Origin of the sequence: Saccharothrix violaceirubra (genome assembly GCF_014203755.1) — a bacterium.
Classification (GTDB): Bacteria; Actinomycetota; Actinomycetes; order Mycobacteriales; family Pseudonocardiaceae; genus Actinosynnema; species Actinosynnema violaceirubrum.
Map to the genome: position 1 here is coordinate 5328839 of NZ_JACHJS010000001.1, position 18867 is coordinate 5347705.

The 18867-nt window shown below is 71.0% G+C and carries 16 protein-coding genes and 1 pseudogene; 11 read left to right on the forward strand and 6 right to left on the reverse strand.

Annotated features, from left to right (window positions below; genetic code table 11):
• The first annotated feature begins 41 nt into the window (after window positions 1–41).
• Window positions 42–3158, forward strand: a complete 3117-nt coding sequence (locus tag F4559_RS24275) for a S8 family serine peptidase (RefSeq protein ID WP_184672367.1) — start codon at window positions 42–44, stop codon at window positions 3156–3158.
• A gap of 48 nt (window positions 3159–3206) precedes the next feature.
• Here the strand turns inward: F4559_RS24275 and hemQ are convergent, their stop codons facing one another.
• From hemQ to hemE, 3 genes are read right to left on the reverse strand one after another with little or no spacing between them, the layout of a single operon-like run.
• Window positions 3207–3899, reverse strand: a complete 693-nt coding sequence (hemQ, locus tag F4559_RS24280; RefSeq protein WP_184672369.1) for a hydrogen peroxide-dependent heme synthase — start codon at window positions 3897–3899, stop codon at window positions 3207–3209.
• Between the two features lie 4 nt (window positions 3900–3903).
• Window positions 3904–5319, reverse strand: coding sequence for a protoporphyrinogen oxidase (gene hemG, locus F4559_RS24285; RefSeq protein ID WP_184672371.1), 1416 nt, complete (start codon window positions 5317–5319; stop codon window positions 3904–3906).
• Window positions 5316–6356, reverse strand: a complete 1041-nt coding sequence (hemE, locus tag F4559_RS24290; RefSeq protein ID WP_184672373.1) for a uroporphyrinogen decarboxylase — start codon at window positions 6354–6356, stop codon at window positions 5316–5318. Before hemE ends, hemG begins: the two co-directional genes overlap by 4 nt.
• A 182-nt stretch (window positions 6357–6538) precedes the next feature.
• Between hemE and F4559_RS24295 the strand changes: the two genes are divergently transcribed.
• Window positions 6539–7087: a DUF3000 domain-containing protein gene (locus F4559_RS24295; protein ID WP_184672375.1), complete on the forward strand. Its 549-nt coding sequence runs from the start codon at window positions 6539–6541 to the stop codon at window positions 7085–7087.
• Window positions 7088–7343: 256 nt separating this feature from the next.
• Here F4559_RS24295 and F4559_RS24300 read toward each other — a convergent pair whose 3' ends face one another.
• Complete coding sequence (locus F4559_RS24300; RefSeq protein WP_184672377.1) at window positions 7344–8507, reverse strand: dipeptidase; 1164 nt, start codon at window positions 8505–8507, stop codon at window positions 7344–7346.
• Window positions 8508–8761: 254 nt separating this feature from the next.
• Between F4559_RS24300 and F4559_RS24305 the strand changes: the two are divergent.
• Both F4559_RS24305 and F4559_RS24310 read left to right on the forward strand, forming a co-directional pair.
• Window positions 8762–9551, forward strand: a pseudogene (locus tag F4559_RS24305) (response regulator).
• A 67-nt stretch (window positions 9552–9618) separates the two neighbouring features.
• Window positions 9619–10863 carry a ribonuclease D gene (locus tag F4559_RS24310; protein ID WP_184672379.1) on the forward strand — a complete coding sequence of 415 codons (1245 nt, stop codon included), beginning with the start codon at window positions 9619–9621 and terminating at the stop codon, window positions 10861–10863.
• Window positions 10864–10902: 39 nt separating this feature from the next.
• Here F4559_RS24310 and F4559_RS24315 read toward each other — a convergent pair whose 3' ends face one another.
• Window positions 10903–11586 (reverse strand): MerR family transcriptional regulator, encoded by a 684-nt coding sequence (locus F4559_RS24315; RefSeq protein WP_184672382.1) that lies wholly within the window; start codon window positions 11584–11586, stop codon window positions 10903–10905.
• A gap of 90 nt (window positions 11587–11676) precedes the next feature.
• Here F4559_RS24315 and F4559_RS24320 point away from each other — a divergent pair, with 90 nt between their 5' ends.
• The 5 genes from F4559_RS24320 to F4559_RS24340 all read left to right on the forward strand — a co-directional run bounded on the left by F4559_RS24320 (window position 11677) and on the right by F4559_RS24340 (window position 17031).
• Window positions 11677–12585 (forward strand): hypothetical protein, encoded by a 909-nt coding sequence (locus F4559_RS24320; RefSeq protein WP_184672384.1) that lies wholly within the window; start codon window positions 11677–11679, stop codon window positions 12583–12585.
• The gene (locus F4559_RS24325; RefSeq protein WP_184672386.1) at window positions 12582–13031 is read left to right on the forward strand and encodes an ABA4-like family protein; all 450 of its coding nucleotides are present in this window, start codon (window positions 12582–12584) and stop codon (window positions 13029–13031) included. Before F4559_RS24320 ends, F4559_RS24325 begins: the two co-directional genes overlap by 4 nt.
• Before the next feature lie 85 nt (window positions 13032–13116).
• A complete protein-coding gene (locus F4559_RS24330; RefSeq protein WP_184672389.1) occupies window positions 13117–14331 on the forward strand; it encodes a thiolase family protein in 1215 nt (404 codons plus the stop codon).
• Window positions 14328–16439 carry a 3-hydroxyacyl-CoA dehydrogenase NAD-binding domain-containing protein gene (locus F4559_RS24335; protein WP_184672391.1) on the forward strand — a complete coding sequence of 704 codons (2112 nt, stop codon included), beginning with the start codon at window positions 14328–14330 and terminating at the stop codon, window positions 16437–16439. The genes F4559_RS24330 and F4559_RS24335 overlap by 4 nt, the downstream gene beginning before the upstream one ends.
• Before the next feature lie 142 nt (window positions 16440–16581).
• Complete coding sequence (locus tag F4559_RS24340) at window positions 16582–17031, forward strand: hypothetical protein (RefSeq protein WP_184672393.1); 450 nt, start codon at window positions 16582–16584, stop codon at window positions 17029–17031.
• Here F4559_RS24340 and F4559_RS24345 read toward each other — a convergent pair.
• On the reverse strand, window positions 17028–17750 hold the full coding sequence (locus F4559_RS24345; protein ID WP_184672395.1) for an arylamine N-acetyltransferase family protein: 723 nt from the start codon (window positions 17748–17750) through the stop codon (window positions 17028–17030). The two genes, F4559_RS24340 and F4559_RS24345, sit on opposite strands and share 4 nt — an antisense overlap.
• A 114-nt stretch (window positions 17751–17864) precedes the next feature.
• On the opposite strand from F4559_RS24345, the gene F4559_RS24350 reads away from it, so the two are divergent.
• Together F4559_RS24350 and F4559_RS24355 are read left to right on the forward strand one after the other, a co-directional pair.
• Entirely contained in the window at window positions 17865–18188 is a 324-nt protein-coding gene (locus F4559_RS24350) for a peptidase inhibitor family I36 protein (protein WP_184672398.1), read from the forward strand.
• Between the two features lie 75 nt (window positions 18189–18263).
• Window positions 18264–18848 carry an LURP-one-related family protein gene (locus F4559_RS24355; RefSeq protein ID WP_184672400.1) on the forward strand — a complete coding sequence of 195 codons (585 nt, stop codon included), beginning with the start codon at window positions 18264–18266 and terminating at the stop codon, window positions 18846–18848.
• Window positions 18849–18867 lie beyond the last annotated feature (19 nt).

Below are 18867 nucleotides of genomic sequence, written 5' to 3' on the forward strand. Positions count from 1 at the left end.
CGCGAACAACGCGGGCGAGGGGAACCACAGGGAGGTGTCTCGTGCCGAGAACAGGTACCGCCGCACTGGCGGTCGCCGTCATCGCCGCCGGGACCGTCGCGGCAGGGGCGGGCACGGCCGCTGCCGCACCGGTGTCGTCGTCCGACACCGTCACGCTGATCACCGGCGACAAGGTCACGTTCGCCGGCGACAAGGTCACCGGGGTCGAACCGGGACCGGGACGCGACAAGACCACGTTCCACCGCTTCGAACGCGACGGCCACGCCCACGTCGTCCCGAGCGACGCGTTCGCACCGCTGGCACAGGGCAAACTCGACCCGCGGCTGTTCGACGTGACCGGGCTGATCGGCTTCGGCTACGACGACAAGCACCGCGACTCAGTGCCGCTCGTCGTGCAGGGGAAGGAAACGCGCGCAGCGGGCATGCGGACCACCGCGACGTTGCCGGGCGCGTTCGCCGCGACCGTCGCGAAGTCCGACGCGTCCGCGAACTGGTCCGGGATGCTCGGCGACCCGAACGTGCGCCGGGTCTGGCTCGACGGCCTGCGCACACCGACCCTGGACCGAAGTACCAGGCAGATCGGCGCACCCACCGCGTGGGAGAAGGGCTTCACCGGCAAGGGCGTCAAGGTCGCCGTGCTGGACTCCGGCGTCGACGGCGCCCACCCCGACCTCGCCGGTCGGGAGATCGCCGAACACAACTTCACCACCGACCCGGACACCGTCGACCGCAACGGCCACGGCACCCACGTGGCGGCCACGATCGCGAGCCACGACCCGAAGTACCGGGGCGTGGCACCGGACGCGTCGATCCTCGACGGCAAGGTGTGCGCCGGGAAAGGCTGCCCCGAGTCCGCGATCCTGGCCGGCATCGAGTGGGCCGTGGACCAGGGCACCGACATCGTGAACCTGAGCCTCGGCGGGCTCGACTTCCCGGGCGTCGACCCGCTGGAAGAGGCGATCAACACCTACTCAGAGCGCTCCGGCACGCTGTTCGTGGTGTCGGCGGGCAACGACGGCCTGCCCGGCACGGTGAACTCGCCGGGCAGCGCCGACGCCGCGCTCACCGTCGGTGCGGTGGACCAGAACGACGCCGTGGCCGGATTTTCCAGCCGTGGCCCCAGGCTCGGCGACCACGCGGTCAAGCCCGACGTGACCGCGCCCGGTGTGCGCATCGTCGCGGCCAAGGCCGCCGAAGGCCGGAACGGCGAACCGGTCGACGACACCCACGTCGCCATGCAAGGCACGTCCATGGCCACCCCGCACGTCGCGGGCGCGGCGGCCCTGCTGGCCCAGCAGCACCCCGACTGGACCGGTGCCCGAATCAAGGCCGCCCTCACCGGCAGCGCCGTACCCAAGTCGGGTACGGGCGAGTTCGACCAGGGCTCCGGCCGGATCGATGTCGCCGCGGCCACCGTCGTGACCGTTGTCGCCGAGCCGACCACCCTCACGTTCGGCGAACAGCGATGGCCCCGCCAGGACGACGAGCCGCTCACCCGTGATCTCGTCTACCGCAACACCGGCGACCAGCCGGCGGTGCTGGGCCTGACGCTGGAGACCGGCGCTCCCTCCGGCCTGTTCTCGTTGTCCGCCAACGAGATCACCGTGCCCGCGCATGGCACCGCTTCCGTACGGGTCACCGCCGACACCCGAACCCACCCGGATGGTCGACACTCGGGCACCGTCGTCACGACCGGCGCGATCAAGGTCCGCGTGCCGCTGAGCGTGCACAGCGAGCCCGAGAGCTACGACGTCCACCTCGAGTTCATCGGGCACGACGGCAGGCCGGCAACCACTCACAACACGGCGTGGCACGGTAGCGCTCCCGGGGAACAGTTCCGGTTCCTCGACCCCTCGGTACCGAGCACGACCCTGCGACTGGCCAAGGGCGACTACGTCCTCACCAGCGTCGTAGGTGAATCGACTCGACAGGCCCTGCTCTCGGCTCCGAAGTTGTCGGTGACGGCGGACATGGTGGTGAAAGTCGACGCTCGCACCGCCAAGCCGCTCACCGTCACCGCACCCGACGCCACGGCGGTCCACCAGAGCGCCATCGTGGGTGTCGCTTGGAAGGGGGAGTCCGTCTTCACCAACTTCCCGAACGGATTCGGCGATCTGACGTCCATCGGAGTCATCGGACCACAGCCCCGACTCGACGGGCTGTACACATTCGCGGCCACCAAGGCGGTGACGGCCACCGCGACCTACATGCTCGGCTACATCGACCGAGGCCGGGTCTCGACCGGATTCATCCGCAAGCCGGCCAAGAAGGACCTCGCCGAGATCCGGATCGACCCGCAGGGTACCCCTGGGCTGAGCCATTCCCTGGCCGAAAGCATGCGGTTGTCCGACGACCAGTCGATCAATTGGTTCTCCCGTCCCGCGACGCCGAGCAACCTCGTCGAGTACGTCACCACCGACGTCTCCTGGAACTGGGGTTTCTCGCAGCACCGCGGCGATTCGCTCGCGGCGGATTGGTCCTCTCCGATGCGCGCGTACCGCCAAGGACAAGTCCACGACCTGCGGTTCCAGGTACCCGCGTTCAACCCGGTCACCCGTTTGGACGAGCAGGGCTCCACGGTCTACGGGACCAGCGGCGCCCTACTCATGATCTTGAAGACATACGTGGACGGCGGGGGGAACCGCGGTGTCATCGGTGCGCCCAAGGTCACCCTGTACCGCAACGGCACGCTTGTCGAAGAACAGAACAGCGACTGGGTCGCCTTCACCAAGCTGCCCGAGGGAATGGCCGACTACCGGGTCGAGACCGAGAGCACGCACTCACCCGAGATGAGCGAGTACGGCACGCTCGTGCGCACCGCCTGGAACTTCCGCTTCGCGCCTTCCGCCACGAGCGACCGGACCCGGGTCCCCGTACCGGTCACCGCCGTCCAGTTCACGCCGACGAACGGGATCGTCGCCGCCGGGAAGTCGGTACGGGTGCCGTTCGGCTTCACCGGGCCGCGTCAGCGGATCGAGGTGGCGGAAGTGTCCTACGACGACGGTGCCACGTGGACGAAGGTGCCGGTCGCCGGGGATTCCGTCCTCCTGCGCACGCCCAAGCGCGACGGCTACGTCTCGTTGCGTGCCAAGGGTTCCGACGGCAAGGGCAACGGGTTCGAGCAGACGACGATCCGCTCTTTCAAGTTCGCCAAGTAGGGCACCGTCGGCCGGGTGCGTCCACTGTGGACGCACCCGGCCGACGGGTCAGGGCAGGTTCGCGACCAGCTCGGCCGCCGGCACGCGGGTGCCGGTGTAGAACGGGATCTCCTCACGCACGTGCAGCCGCGCCTCGGTGCCGCGCAGGTGGCGCATCAGGTCCACGATCCGGTGCAGCTCGTCGGCCTCGAACGCCAGCAGCCACTCGTAGTCGCCGAGCGCGAACGACGCCACGGTGTTCGCCCGCACGTCCGGGTAGTCCCGCGCCTCCTTGCCGTGGTCGGCGAGCATCTTGCGGCGCTCGTCCTCCGGCAGCAGGTACCACTCGTAGGACCGCACGAACGGGTACACGCACACGTACTTGCGCGGCTCCTCCCCGGCCAGGAAGGCGGGGACGTGGCTGCGGTTGAACTCGGCCGGGCGGTGCAGGGCGACCTGGCTCCACACCGGCGTCGACACCCGGCCCACGGCGGTGCGCCGGAACCCGGTGTACGCCTGCTGGACCTGTTCGATCTCCTCGGCGTGCCACCAGATCATGTAGTCCGCGTCGGCGCGCAGACCCGCGACGTCGTACACGCCGCGCACGACGACGCCCTTGCCCTCCAGGCCGTCCAGGTACTCCTGGGCCTCGGCGGCGGCCGGGCCGCGCTCGTCGGGCAGCCGCCCGGCGTCGACCCGGAACACGGACCACATGGTGTAGCGGATGGTGTCGTTCAGCTCGGTGTAGTTCAGGCGGGCCATGCCCTCATCCTCTCACTCGCCCCAGGACGTGGGCCGCGACCCGGGCCGCCGCGGCGTCGCCGGTCGCGATGCACGCCGGGATGCCGACGCCGTGCAGCGTGGCACCCGCCAGGGCCAGGCCCGGCACGTCCTCGACCGCGTCCTCCACATCGCGCACCAGGTCGAGGTGACCCACGCCGTACTGCGGCAGGCCACCGCCCCACCGGGTCACCAGCACGTCGATCGGCGCGGCCGTGATCCCGGTCAGCTCGGCCAGGTCGGCGCGGACGGCGGCGACCAGGTCCTCGTCGTCGCGCTGGAGCACGCGCACGTCGCCGTGCCGTCCCACGCTGCCGCGCACGAGCGCCGGACCACCGGCCAGGTGCGCCCACTTGCGACTGGAGAACGTGAAAGCCTTGGCGCTGAACGGGGTCCCGTCCGCGTACCGCTCCCCCTCGGCCAGCAGCACGCCCGACCGCTCGGGCAGTTCCGTGCCGGGCGGCAGGGCCAACGCGACCACGGCCATGGACGCCAGTTCGACCTCGCCCAGCCGCACGGAGGCCTTGGGCGCGATGTCGGCGAGCAGCTTGCGGGCCGCCGGCGCGGGCACGGCGAGCACGACGCCGTCCACGTCGAGGAACTCCGGCGCGGTGGCCGACCCGATCTCCAGCCGCCAGTCGCGCTCGCGCCGGACCAGGCGCCGCACCGGCAGCCCCAGCCTGATCCGGGCCCGCGTGGACAGCGCGTCGACGAGCGCGGACAGCCCCACGTCGAGCGTGCCGAACACGGGCGGGCGCGGCACGCGCGGCTGCGGCGGCGCGGGCATGGTGGTCGCGGCGGCGGCCAGCAGCGAGCCGACGCCCGAGTCGAGCGCGGTCGCCAGGCTCGGCATCGTGGCGCGCAGGCCCAGCACGTCCGTGCGACCCGCGTACACGCCGCCCAGCAGCGGTCCGACGAGCCGGTCGGCGACCTCGGGGCCGAACCGCTCGCGCAGCAGCGCGCCGACCGCGACGTCCCGGCCCGCCAGGTCGATCGGCGGCAGGTCGGGTTCGGCCGCGACCCGGCGCAGTCCCTCGGCGGACAGCACCGCGCGGACCGCCTCCACGGACGCGGGCACGCCCATCAGCGTGTGCGCCGGGATCGGCCGGATCGCACCGGCCGCCCGGATGGTGGACGGCGCACCGGTGGGGTGCACGACGTGCCCGCCGAGCCCGAGTTCGACGACGAGTTCGGCGGCCTCGGTCCGGCGGTGCAGGAACGCCTCCGCGCCGACGTCGTAGCGCAGCCCGGCGACCTGCTCGGTGCGCAGCTTGCCGCCGAGCCGGTCGGACCGCTCGACCACGGTGATCTCGGCGGCCGGGCCGAGCAGCAGCCGCAGGCGGTGCGCGGCGGCCAGACCGGAGATCCCGCCACCCACCACCGCGACGCGCATCCCCGTCATCCCGCCCGGTGCACCAGCTCGACGGCCTTGGTGATCATGTCCGGATCGGTGTCCGGGAGCACGCCGTGGCCGAGGTTGAAGATGTGGCCGGCGGCGGCCCTGCCCTCGTGCTTGATGCGCTCGACCTCGCGTTCCAGCGCGGGCAGGCCGGCGAACAGCAGCGCCGGGTCCAGGTTGCCCTGCACGACCGGGAGCGGCAGGTCCGGCGCGGCGGCCCGGAGCCGGCGCACGGCCACGTCCAGCGGCGTGCGCCAGTCGACGCCGACGACGTCCGCGCCGGCCTCGCGCATCGCGGGCAGCAGTTCGCCCGTGCCGACGCCGAAGTGGATGCGCGGCACGGTCGTGACGCTCCGCAGCACCTTCGTCGAGTGCGGCAGGACGAACTCGCGGTAGTCGCGCTCGGACAGCGCGCCGGCCCACGAGTCGAACAGCTGCACGGCCTGTACGCCCGCGTCGACCTGCACGCGCAGGAACGCGCCGGTGATGTCGGCGAGGCGGTCGAGCAGGGCGTGCCACAGCTCCGGGTCGCCGTGCATGAGCGCCTTGGTGCGCTCGTGGTTCTTCGACGGGCCGCCTTCGACCAGGTACGACGCCAGCGTGAACGGCGCACCCGCGAACCCGATCAGCGGGACGCCGTCGAGTTCCTTGAGCAGCAGGCCGATCGCGTCGGCGACCGGCTGGGCCTGGCCGGGCAGCAGGGCGGGCAGCGCCTCGACGTCGCGGCGGTCGGCGATCGGCTTCGCGATCACCGGGCCGGTGCCGGGCACGATGTCCAGGTCGACGCCCGCGATCTTGAGCGGGACGACGATGTCGGAGAACAGGATCGCGCCGTCCACGTCGTGCCGGCGGACCGGCTGCATGGTGATCTCGCGGACCATGTCCGGGTCGAGGCAGGCGTCGAGCATGGCCGTGCCCGCGCGCAGCTTGCGGTACTCGGGCAGCGAACGGCCCGCCTGGCGCATGAACCAGACCGGGGTGCGTGACGGTGTGCCTCCGCGCGCGGCGACCAGCAGCGGGGCGTCGGTGTAGTCGCTCATGTCGACGCCATCGTCCCACGGCCCGGCGGCCGTCGTCCGCGTGGTCGCCCATTCCCGGCGACGTGGGTGGCGGGCCGGTTTTCCCGCCGGACCGTCCGCTCCCCGGACACCTCGACCGCGGGGCGTCGATCACCGGCGTGCCGTGCTCACCCGACGGGGTGGGCGGGCCTAAGGTCGGTGTCGTGACCGGAGTGGTGGGGGAGCCCGAACTGTTCCGGCGGGCGGTGGCCACGTTGCGGTCGGTGCGGACCCGGCCGGAACTCGAGCTGTCCGTTGTGCGCCCGCCACAACGACTCGCGCCCTGGGCGTACGCGTTGACCGCCGAGGTGACCGGTCCCGCCGACGAGCTGTCGACCGGGCGGTTGGTGCTGCTGCACGACCCGGACGGGGTGGACTCGTGGTCCGGGATCTTCCGCCTGGTGGCGTACGTGCGGGTGGAACTGGACCCGGAGCTGGCGTCGGACCCGCTGCTGCCCGAGGTCGGGTGGTCGTGGCTGACCGAGTCGTTGGAGGTGTCCGACGCGCCGTTCGTGGCGCTGGGCGGCACCGTGACGCAGACGTCGTCGGCGCGCTTCGGCTCGATCGCCGGTCCCGCGCGCACGGACGACCTTGAGCTGCGCGCGTCGTGGACCGCCACCACCCCCGACCTGTCGCCCCACGGCACCGCGTTCTACGACCTCATGGCCACCGCCGTCGGCCTGCCCCCCGTGGGCGTGACCACCCTCCGCTGACCGCGAGTCCTCCACTCGGACACCTCCCTTCGGGTGATCCCACCCCCAATCCCGCGAGTTATGCGTTCAGACACCGCGAGTCGTGCGTTCAGACACCGCGAGTCGTGCGTTCAGACACCACGAGTTATGCGTTCCGGCACCACGAGTCGCACGTTCGGACATCACCGGTCGTGCACTCGGCACGCCCGGCCGAAAGCCGTCCTCCCCGGAGAACGCGCGAGTCGCGCACCCGGGACCCTCGACCGGGCGGCCGGCCTCAGTCGTTGTCGCGGAGCACCCGCAGCGCGTTGCGACCGGCGAGCTTGGCGCACTCGTCCTCGCTCCACCCCCGCTCCAGCAGGGCACCGAACAGGTCCGGGTACGTGGACACGTCCTCCAGCCCCTCGGGCAGCTCCCGGGTGCCGTCGTAGTCCCCGCCGATGCCGATGTGGTCGATCCCGGCCACCTCGCGGGCGTGCTCCACGTGCGCCACGACGTCGTCCAGCGTCACGCGCGGCGGCGGGGTCGCCGAACGCCACGTCGCCAGGAACCGCTCGCGGACCTCCAGGTCGTTGTGGTTCTCCCCCGCCGCGGTCATCGCGTCCTTCAGCTCGTCGTCCCACTCGGCCAGCCGCTGGGAGACGAACCGGGGCACGAACGTCACCATGCACACGCCGCCGTTGCCCGACAGTCGCGCGAGCACGTCGTCCGGCACATTCCGAGGGTGATCGGCCACGGCACGACAAGAGGAATGCGTAAACACGATGGGCTTGGTCGACACGTCCAACGCGTCACGCATAGTGCTCGGTGCGACGTGGGACAGGTCGACGAGCATGCCGATCCGGTTCATCTCGCGGACGACCTCCCGACCGAAGTCGGTGAGCCCACCGTGCACCGGCTCGTCGGTCGCCGAATCGGCCCACGGGGTGTTCTCGTTGTGGGTCAGCGTCATGTAGCGCACGCCCAACCGCCGCAACGCGCGCAGGACGCCCAACGACCCGTTGATGGAATGCCCGCCCTCGGCTCCGATGAGGGACGCGATCCGCCCTGCGGCGAATGCCGACTCGGCCTCGTCCGCGGTCGTCGCGAGCGCCAGTTCGTCGTGGTACTCGGCGACGAGTTCATGGACCAGTTCGACCTGCTCCAGCACGGCGGTGACGGCTGCGTCGCCCGCCAGCCGGCACGGGACCCAGACGGACCAGAACTGGATGCCCAATCGGCCCCGCCGCGCCCGCACGAGATCGGTCTGGAGGGCGGGCTGGAGGGTCCTCAGATCGATTCGGGACGCGCCGCGACACGGATCGCCCGGTATTGACTTTTCACCGATTTCGCCCTCGGCGGCGAGATCGCGCAGCGCCCACGGGAGGTCGTTGTGTCCGTCGACCAACGGGACGCGGGCCAGCAGATCCGCCGCTCGATCTCGGTGTGCGGTGCTCGACACGGCCAACTCCTAGGTGTCGTCGTGAGACCGACTCGCGTTACAAGCCCTATCCAGTTGTCATCCGATCGTGTGACAACCGAGGCCAACGGTGACGACTCATTCGCGATAGATACCCGATTGATCGTCCCGTAGACCCGCTTGGGCGGCTACGCTGCCCCAGACGACACCACTTTCGGTCGATCAGTGGCGCGGCTGATTGGCCGAAAGTCCCGGTGCCGGTCGGGGGGCACGACCGACTCCAGGGAGGTAGTGACGTGGCTGCCGTCGGCTTAGGTCAGGCCGTTCGTACCACGCCAGCCGGCTCGTTGCCGGCGAACATGGTCCCGCACCCGCGGGAGGAGCTTTTTTCGGTGTTGGTGGTCGACGACCACCCGCTGCTGAGGGAGGCGATAAGTGCCCGGCTCACCCAGATGGGAGCCGGGACCGTACACGAAGCGGCTTCGGTCGCGGAGGCTCGGGCGCGGGCACTCGCAACCGGACCGTGTGATCTCGCGATCCTCGATCTGGGTCTGCCGGACGGAACCGGCATCGACCTGGTCACGGAACTCCGTGCCCAGGGCTGGCCCCGCATCGTGGTCCTCGCGTCCTCCGACGACCCCTACGCGGTCAGGTCGGCCTTCCAGGCGGGCGCCCAGGCGTACCTCCTGAAGTCCGCCTCGCCGATGGTGGTCACCGACGGAGTGCGCAGGGTCCTCGACGGCGGCGTCTACGCGGACCCGAGCGTGGCACCCGTGCTCGCGGCGGGAACACGTGTGCCGGACCCCAGCCGACCCGCGCCACGACACCGCCACGCGGGTGGCACCCGTGCTCGCGGCGGGAACACGTGTGCCGGGCACCGACAACACGCCGCGGGAACTGTCCGCGCGCGAGGTCGAGGTGCTCCAGCTGGTCGCTGACGGCCAGAGCAACAAGGAGATCGGCGAGGCGTTGAGCCTGTCCGCGCTCACGGTGAAGTCTCACCTGTCGCGGATCGGGCGCAAGCTGGGCACGGGTGACCGGGCTCAGATGGTGGCGCTGGCCATGCGTGCCGGCGTGATCCGCTGAGCAGGTCACCACACTGAACCGGCCTGAATCACCCGCGAGTGGTTCGTTCGTCGTAAGGTCATCCGCCGTGGATGCACCCGCCGACGAGCCGACCGAACCAACCGGAGCAGATCCGGTTCCGCTGACGGAACCCGCTGACGGAGTTCCGCCGGTGGTGGCCGATGCCCCGTCGCTGGAGCGTGCCGCGAAAGCGCTCGCTTCGGCGACGGGACCGGTCGCGGTGGACACCGAGCGAGCCTCGGGCTACCGCTACTCGCAACGGGCCTACCTGGTGCAACTGCGCCGGGCGGGCGCCGGGACCGTGCTGGTCGACCCGATCGCCCTCGGCGGTCGGCTCGACCCGCTGGTCGCGGCGCTGGACGGGACCGAGTGGGTGTTGCACGCGGCGTCCCAGGACCTGCCGTGCCTCGCCGAACTCGGCCTGCGTCCGGCCGTGTTGTTCGACACCGAGCTGGCGGGCAGGCTCGCCGGTTTCGAACGGGTGGCTCTCGGCACGCTCGTCGAGCGCCTGCTCGGCTACCGGTTGGAGAAGGGGCACGGCTCGGCCGACTGGTCGCGCCGCCCGCTGCCGGCCGACTGGCTGAACTACGCGGCGCTCGACGTCGAGCTGCTGGTCGAACTGCGTGACGTGCTGGAACGGGAACTGGACCGGCAGGGGAAGCTGGGCTGGGCCCTCGAGGAGTTCGAGGCCGCCCGCACCGCTCCCCTGCCGCGTCCCCGTGCCGAGCCGTGGCGACGCACGTCCGGCATCCACCGCATTCGCAGTCCCCGGCAACTGGCCGCCGTGCGCTCGCTGTGGGAAACCCGCGACACCGTGGCCAGGACCCGTGACATCGCACCCGGACGGGTGCTCCCGGACAGCGCGCTCGTCGAGGCCGCCGTCCGCAACCCGCCGGACGAGGCCACGCTGTCAGGCCTGCCGGTCTTCCGGGGCCGGGCGCAACGGCGCATGGTCGGCGAGTGGTTCGGCGCCCTGCAAAGGGCGGCGGCACTGCCCAAGGCGGAACTCCCCGACCCGGCCCAGCAGCACGACGGCCCTCCGCCGCCCAACCGCTGGGCGGACAAGGACCCGGCCGCCGCGGTACGGCTGGCCGCCGCACGCACGGCGCTCACGGCCGTCGCGGAGGCCAACACGCTGCCGGTGGAGAACCTGCTGCTGCCCGACCTCGTGCGCCGCACCTGCTGGCAACCGCCGGCCGACCTGTCGGTCGAGGGCGTGACGGCCGCGCTCCGCGAAGGCGGTGCCCGGTCGTGGCAGCTCGGTCTGACGGCCGAGGCGCTGGCGAAGGCCCTGGCCACCCGTCCCGAGTGAACCGTCGCCGGACCGGCCCGCCGAGGGCCGGTCCGGGCGCTAGTCACCGTCCCACTCGTTCTCCACGCAGTCCGGGCCGTCCGGTTCCGGTTCGTCCTCGTCCTTGACCTCACCGAGGGTCCGGCCGGAGACCTCGGCCTGGGCGAGCCTGCGCACCGCCGCGACCACCGCGTCGCCGAGCACGGTGCCGATCACCACGTTCTCGAAGGACGTGTCGCGGGTCTTGGCCATGAAGGCGTACTCGACGTCCGCCTCGGCCATCGTCATGCACGCGTCGACGTACCGGTCGAGGTGGTCGATGAACCGGTCGTGCCCGACGTCGCGGGCGGCCGCCAGGACGTCCACGAGCGCCTGGAACGCGGGAAGCTTCGTCCGGACCGGCCACTTGTTGCGCTTCAGGAACGCACGTGCCTGCTCGTAGGCGATCTTGTCGTCGTGCTCGAAGTGGCGGGGTGTGAGGGCCGCGCTCATCGCGCCCATGGCCCGGTGCTCCGACCGTTCCGGGTCGTCCAACGCGCCGAGCACCTCGCGCACCTTCGCGATCGACAGGCCGCCGACCTGCACCATCGCCCGCACCAGGCGCAGCCGGTGCAGGTGGGTGTCGTCGTAGCGGGCCTGGTTGGGACTGGTGCGCTCGCCCGCGTGGAGCAGCCCCTCGCGCAGGTAGTACTTGATCGTCGCGACGGGCACGCCGGCCTGCCGGCTCAACTCGGCGATGCGCATGTACCGAAACCCTTCCTGAGATCGTCCTCAGTATGGATACTGTAGCTATCCGATAGTAGAAAGCGTCACTATCCATAACTGGGAGAGGTCATGAGTCGCATCCTCCGCTGGCACCCACCCTTGATGATCTTCACCTTCCTGATGCTCGGCTTCACGGCCGTCTCGGCGGTCGGCTTGGTCGTCGATGACCGCGTCCTGCTCGACGCGCCGATCTGGTTCAAGCCGTTCAAGTTCGCGATCTCGCTCGCCCTCTACGGGGTGACGTTCGCGTGGATCCTCACGTTCGTCACCCGCTTCAAGCGCCTGGCCCGGTGGGCGGGCACGCTGATCGCCGTCGGCGGGACCCTCGAAATGCTGATCATCACCGGTCAGGTGGTCCGCGGCCGGCAGAGCCACTTCAACGAGTCCACGCCGCTGGACGACGCGCTGTGGGACACCATGGCATACGCCATTCTCGGGGTGTGGGTCATGCACCTGATCATCTCCCTGGTGCTGGCCTTCACGCGCTTCGAGGACCGCGTGGCCGGTCTGGCGATCCGCCTCGGCTCGTTCCTCGCGCTGATCGGCCTGGCCCTGGGCATCCTCATGGCCCGCAACATCGACCCGGACCAGGTCTCGGCCACCGGCATCGCCGGGTCCCACACGATCGGCCGGCCCGACAGCACGACCACCGAGCTGGCGGTGACCGGCTGGAACGCCAACGCGGGCGACCTGCGCGTCCCGCACTTCGTCGGCATCCACGCGCTCCAACTGATCCCGCTGATCGTCGTGCTGTTCGGCCGCCGGGCCAACCGCACGCTGGTGTGGGGGCTGTCGATCGGCTATGCCGGACTCATGGTGCTCACGACGTGGCAGGCGTTGCGCGGCCAGGCCCCGTTCCAGCCCGACGGACAGACGACGGTCGGCGCGCTGGTGCTCGTGGCGTGGTCGGGACTGGTGACGGTCGTGGCCCTGCTGCTGAACTCCCGTCGGACCGCGCGCGTGGCGGTGGCGGCGTGACCGGGTTCCTGTTCCAGATCGCGTTCCTGCTCACGGTCCCGTTCTGGGGCCTGATGGTGTTCGCCCCGAAGTGGTCGGGCACGCTCAAGATCGTCTCCTCGCCGCTGGTCGCGGTGCCGCCGCTGGTCGTCTTCTGCGTGGTGACGGTCGGGCACCTGCCCGTGCTGTGGGCCACGATGAGCAACCCCGACCTGGACACGTTGCGCGCGTTCATGAACGAGGCGTGGGGTGCCACGGCGGTGTGGGCCCAGGTGATCGCGTGGGACCTGCTGATCGGCGCGTGGATGTTCCGCGAGTCCCGGCGGCTGGACCTGCACCCGCTGCTCATGGGACCGCTGCTGGTGTTCACGATCCTGCTCTCGCCGTTCGGTTTCCTGATCTTCCTCGGCATCCGGCACTTCCGTGACACACCCGACAGGGCGACCCAGGTGGTTACCGACCGGTAATGAGGACTAGAGTCGGGATTACCGATCGGTAGGAGCGGTGTCCACGATCGGAGGACAGCCCGTCACCGAAGCTTGAGGAGACGCCGTGGCCGCACCAGATGCGCGTGCTCGGACCGTGGTCTTCGTCGACGGCGTGCGCACGCCGTTCGGCAAGGCCGGCCCCAAGGGGATCTACGCGGAGACGCGTGCCGACGACCTGGTGGTCAAGGTGATCCGCGAACTCCTGCGCCGCCACCCCGAGCTGCCGCCGGAACGGATCGACGAGGTCGCCGTCGCGGCGACCACGCAGACCGGCGACCAGGGCCTGACCATCGGCCGCACGGCCGCGCTGCTGGCCGGACTGCCCAAGTCCGTGCCCGGCTACGCGATCGACCGCATGTGCGCGGGCGCGATGACCGCCGTCACCACGGCCGCGAGCGGCATCGCGTTCGGCGCGTACGACGTGGTGATCGCGGGCGGCGTCGAGCACATGGGCCGCCACCCCATGGGCGAGGGCGTCGACCCCAACCCCCGCTTCCTGTCCGACAAGATCGTCGACCCGTCCGCGCTCGTCATGGGCTCGACCGCGGAGAACCTGCACGACCGGTTCCCCGCGATCACCAAGGAGCGCGCCGACGCGTACGCCGCCGCCTCCCAGGCCAAGTACGCCGACGCCGTCAAGAACGGCAAGATCGGCCCCGAACTGGTGCCGGTCGCCACGCGGTCCACCGAGCACGGCTGGGGGCTGGCCACCGCCGACGAGCCACCCCGGCCGGGCACGACCGTCGAGGACCTGGCCAAGCTCAAGACCCCGTTCCGCCCGCACGGCCGGGTCACGGCGGGCAACGCCGCCGGGCTCAACGACGGTGCGACGGGCTGCATCCTCGCCGACGAGGACACCGCGCGGGAACTGGGCCTGCCGGTCGCCATGCGGCTCGTGGGCTACTCGTTCCTGGGCGTCGAGCCCGAGGTCATGGGCGTCGGACCGGTGCCCGCCACGGAGAAGGCCCTCAAGCGCGCCGGGCTGACGATCGACGACATCGGCCTGTTCGAGATCAACGAGGCGTTCGCCGTGCAGGTCCTGGCGTTCCTCGACCACTTCGGCATCGCCGACGACGACCCCCGCGTCAACCAGTGGGGCGGCGCGATCGCGGTCGGCCACCCGCTGGCCTCGTCGGGCGTGCGGCTGATGACCCAGCTCGCCCGCCAGTTCGCCGAGCGCCCGGACGTGCGCTACGGCATCACCACCATGTGCATCGGCATCGGCATGGGCGGGACCGTCATCTGGGAGAACCCGAGCTGGAACGGGGAGTCGAAGTGAGCACGCCGACCGCCGAGCAGGCGAAGGAACTGTTTCCCGACGAGGTCGTGACGACCGCGCGCACGCGCCTGGTCTCCGTGCCCGGTCTGGCCGGGCGGGTCGCCCTGATCACGCTGGACAACGGCCACGACCACACCCGGCCGTCCACGTTCGGCCCGCAGGGCCTGGTGAGCCTGGCCGCCGCGTTCGACGAGGCCGCCGCCGCGGACCCGGTCGCGATCGCGGTGACCGGCAAGCCGTTCGTGTTCGCCGTGGGCGCCGACCTGTCCGCCGTCGAGCACGCCACGCGCCGCGAGCACGCCCTGTTCATCGGCGAACTCGGCCACGACGTGTTCCGCCGGTTCACCGACTCGAAGATCCCCACGTTCGCGTTCGTCAACGGCGCGGTCATGGGCGGCGGCCTGGAACTGGCGCTGTCGTGCCACTACCGCACGCTCGCGTCGAACGCCGCCGCGATCGCGCTGCCCGAGGTGTTCCTGGGCCTGTTCCCGGGCTGGGGCGGCACGCAGCTGCTGCCGAACCTGATCGGCCCGGACGCGGCCGTGACCGTGATCTTCGAGAACGCGTTGAACCAGAACCGGATGCTCAAGCCCGAGCAGGCGTTCGGGCTCGGCATCGCGGACGTCCTGTTCGAGTCGGCGGACTACCTGGAGCGGTCGCTGGAGTGGCTCGCGGGCGTCGTGCGCGGCGAGATCCCCGTGCCGCGCAAGGAGATCGACCGCGGCGCGGGCTGGGACGCGGCACTCGCCCGGGCCAAGGGCATCGTGTACGGCCGCACCAAGGGCGCGACGCCGGGTGCGCTGAAAGCGTTGGAGCTGCTGGCACTCGCGCGCGAGAACGACCTGGACCGGGGCTACGCCGCCGAGATCGAGGCGCTGGCCGACGTCGTCATGGGCGACGAACTCCGGGCCGGGCTGTACTCGTTCAACCTCGTGCAGAAGCGGGCCAAGCGACCGGCGGGCGCGCCGGACAAGGCGTTGGCGCGCAAGGTGACCAAGGTCGGCATCGTCGGCGCGGGCCTGATGGCCTCCCAGATGGCGCTCCTGTTCGCCCGCCGGCTGGAAGTGCCGGTCGTGCTGACCGACGTCGACCAGGCCCGCGTGGACAAGGGCGTCGGCTACGTCCACACCGAGGTCGACAAGCTGCTCGGCAAGGGCCGGCTCTCCCCCGACGCGGCCAACCGGCTCAAGGCGCTGGTGACCGGGTCGCTGGACAAGGCAGCGTTCGCCGACGCCGACTTCGTCATCGAAGCGGTGTTCGAGGACCTCGACGTGAAGCGCACGGTGTTCGCCGAGGTCGAGCGGCACGTGTCGGCCGAGGCGGTGCTGGCCACCAACACGTCGTCGTTGTCGATCACCGACATGGCCGCCGGGCTGGCACACCCCGAACGCGTGGTGGGCTTCCACTTCTTCAACCCGGTGGCGATCATGCCGCTGCTGGAGGTCGTGCGCGCGGAGAAGACCGACGACGCGACACTGGCCACCGCGTTCGCCGTGGCCAAACAGCTCAAGAAGTCCGCGGTGCTGGTGAAGGACGCGCCGTCGTTCGTCGTGAACCGGCTGCTCACCCGGTTCATGGGCGAGGTCGTGAAGTCGATCGACGAGGGCACGCCGTTCGAGGTCGCGGACCGGGCCACCGAGTCGCTCGGCCTGCCGATGTCGCCGCTGATCCTGCTCCAGCTCGTCGGCCCGGCCGTCGCGCTGCACGTGGCCGGGACGATGCACCGGGCGTTCCCGGAGCGGTTCGCCGTGTCGGCGAACATGAAGGCGTTCGTCGAGGCGGGCAAGACCGCGGTGTGGCAGTGGGACGCGGCAGGCCACCAGAGCGTCGACCCGGCGGTCCAGGAGCTGTGGCGGTTCGGCGACCACCCGTCGACCGGCGACGAGGTGCGCTCGCGCGCGCTGGAGGCGTTGGCCGAGGAGATCCGGTTCATGCTCGACGAGGGCGTGGTGGCCGAAGCGCAGGACATCGACCTGTGCATGATCCTCGGCGCCGGGTGGCCGTTCTGGCTGGGCGGCGTGACGCCGTACCTGGACCGGACGGGCATCTCGGAGAAGGTCACCGGCCGACGGTTCCTGCCGCCGGGCGTGGCGTCCGTACCCGGCTGAGCCTTCCACCGCGCCCGGTCGCCCTCTCGCGGGGCGGCCGGGCGCGGTGCGTCACGTAGACGTTGCTGCGAGTGGGTGTCAGGCCCGGCGCACTCGGGTGAGCAGTGCTCACGTCGTGGATCACCGCGCGATCTTTGGTGGCATGACCCGCCGTCGTCGCACCCGTCCCCGCACCCCCCGACCGGACCCGGTCCGGGTGGAGGAACTGGTCGCCTACCTGCGTACGGACCGGCGCTGGCGCGACGAGGTGGCGGGCCGGCTCGTGTCCCGCCTCGACCCCCGGCTGGTGCGGTCGGTGCGCACGTGCGGCTGCCGGCCGTTGGCGCACGTGGCCGAGGAGTTCGACAGCCAGGCGTGCGTCGACCTCGGGCCGAGCGCGCCGTACCAGGTGGCCAAGGCCGTGTACGGGCAGGTTCCGCTGCGCGGCGCCGCCCGTCTGCGGTACACGGCCCGCAGCCTGCGCGTCCTGGGCGTGTTCCTGTGCGCGAACGACCTGGCCGCGTGCCCTTGCACGGTGGCCCTGGCCCGTGACCCCCGCCAGACCCGGATCGACCGCGTGGTCGTCGGCGCGTTGGACGGCGCGGGCTTCTAGAGGCGGTCCAGCCCGGGCACGCGGTCCAGGACGACGCCGAAGTGCTCGGCGTGCGCGGCGATGATCCCGGCGTCGTCGAGGTCCTCGACGTGCCGGTCCTCGCCCACCGTGACGATCAGCTTCGACCCGGCCACGGTCACTCGACCGTCGGCGGTGGGCAGCGAACACAGCGGGTTGCGCCGGAAGTACGACCCCGGCCAGGTCTGGTGGTACCAGGACGTGGCGCCGAACTCGTCCAACGACCGTGGCCGGGTCTCCAACCGGAACTGCGTCACGCCGTCGAGCCGCACGTCCAGGTCACCGTCGACGTCGACCACCTCGACCCCGTCCACCCGACCGCCGGGCGCCATCACGGGCAACGGGAAGCGGCCGAAGCCGACGTCGACCAGCAGACCGTCGACGCGCAGGGCGAGGTGGCCGAACGGCGGCCCGAACACGCCATCGGCGAACACCTTGCCCGCGAGCAGTTCCACGTCGTGGCCGAGCGCCCGCAGCAGCAGGGCGAACGCCCCGTTCAACTCGTAGCAGAACCCGCCACGACGACGGTGCACGATCTTGTCGACCAGGGCGTCCTCGTCGAGCGTGATGACCCGCCCGAGGTGGATGTCGAGATTCTCGAACGGCACCGACCGCACGTGCCGCTCGTGCAACTCCCGCAACGGACTGTCACGCCGGGCCCCGATCCGCGCAAGGTAGGCCTCGGCCGTTCGTGTGTCCATGGTGGACAGCGTGCACCGCCCACCCCCGTGGTCAAAGGATGCGATCGGGATCGGCGGGCACCCCGCACCATCGGGCGACTACCGGGAACCTCGCACCCCGTCGACCCTGGGCGGATGTTCCCGATCATCGTCCTGGCGCTGAGCGCCCTGCTGCCCGTCCGCACCGACGCCTGCGAACGGGGTGAGTTCTGTGCCTGGGCCGCGCCGGCCTACAGGGGCACACCCGACCGGTTCGACCTGGAGACGGCCAACCCCGGCGAGTGCGTGCCGCTGCCGCACGACGCCCGGTCGTTCGCCAACCGGCTCAGTCGCGAGGTCACGGTCCACCAGAGCGCGACCTGCTCGACCGAAGCCGACTTCACCACCTACCCCGGTCACGGTACGTATGTGCCGGAGGCGCCCTTTGTCGTCCGAGCCCTTCAAGTATGGGAATCGTGATCCCCGAACGGCGTACACACGACGCCGCTCCGTGATGAACTGTCGCTCACATCTCCCGAGCGACGAAGGGACGACATGCAGCCGCCGGCCGCGATCCACCTGCACCAGAAGATCACCATGATGGTGAACCGCTACGAGGCGTTCGCCGACGACGGCAACGGGCAGCCCGGCGTGCCGATCGCGTTCGTCGAGCAGAAGCGGATGAAGCTCAAGGAACACGTCACCATCTACACCGACTCCTCCAAGAGCCGGGTGCTGGCCGAGTTCCGCGCCCGCAAGGTCATCGACCTCGGCAGCGGGTACGACGTCACCACGCCCGAAGGCCAGGCGATCGGCCTGTTCCGCAAGGACTTCGGCAAGTCCCTGGTCAACTCGACCTGGCACGTCGAACAGCCGGGCCTGGCACCGTTCACCGGCCGGGAGCGCGACCAGGGCATCGCCGTCCTGCGCCGCGTCTGGGGCTTCATCCCGTTCGTGAACAACATCCCGTTCCCGTTCCGCTACCACTTCGACTTCGCGCGCGAGAACGGCCCGGTGTTCAGCGTGGACAAGAAGACCTGGGTGCGTGACCACTACCTGATCCGCATCCTCGACCCGAACGTCGACTTCCGCCTGGTGATCGCCCAGGCCGTCGCCGTGGACGCGCTCCAGTCCCGCTGACCGTGGTGCCCGGACCGCG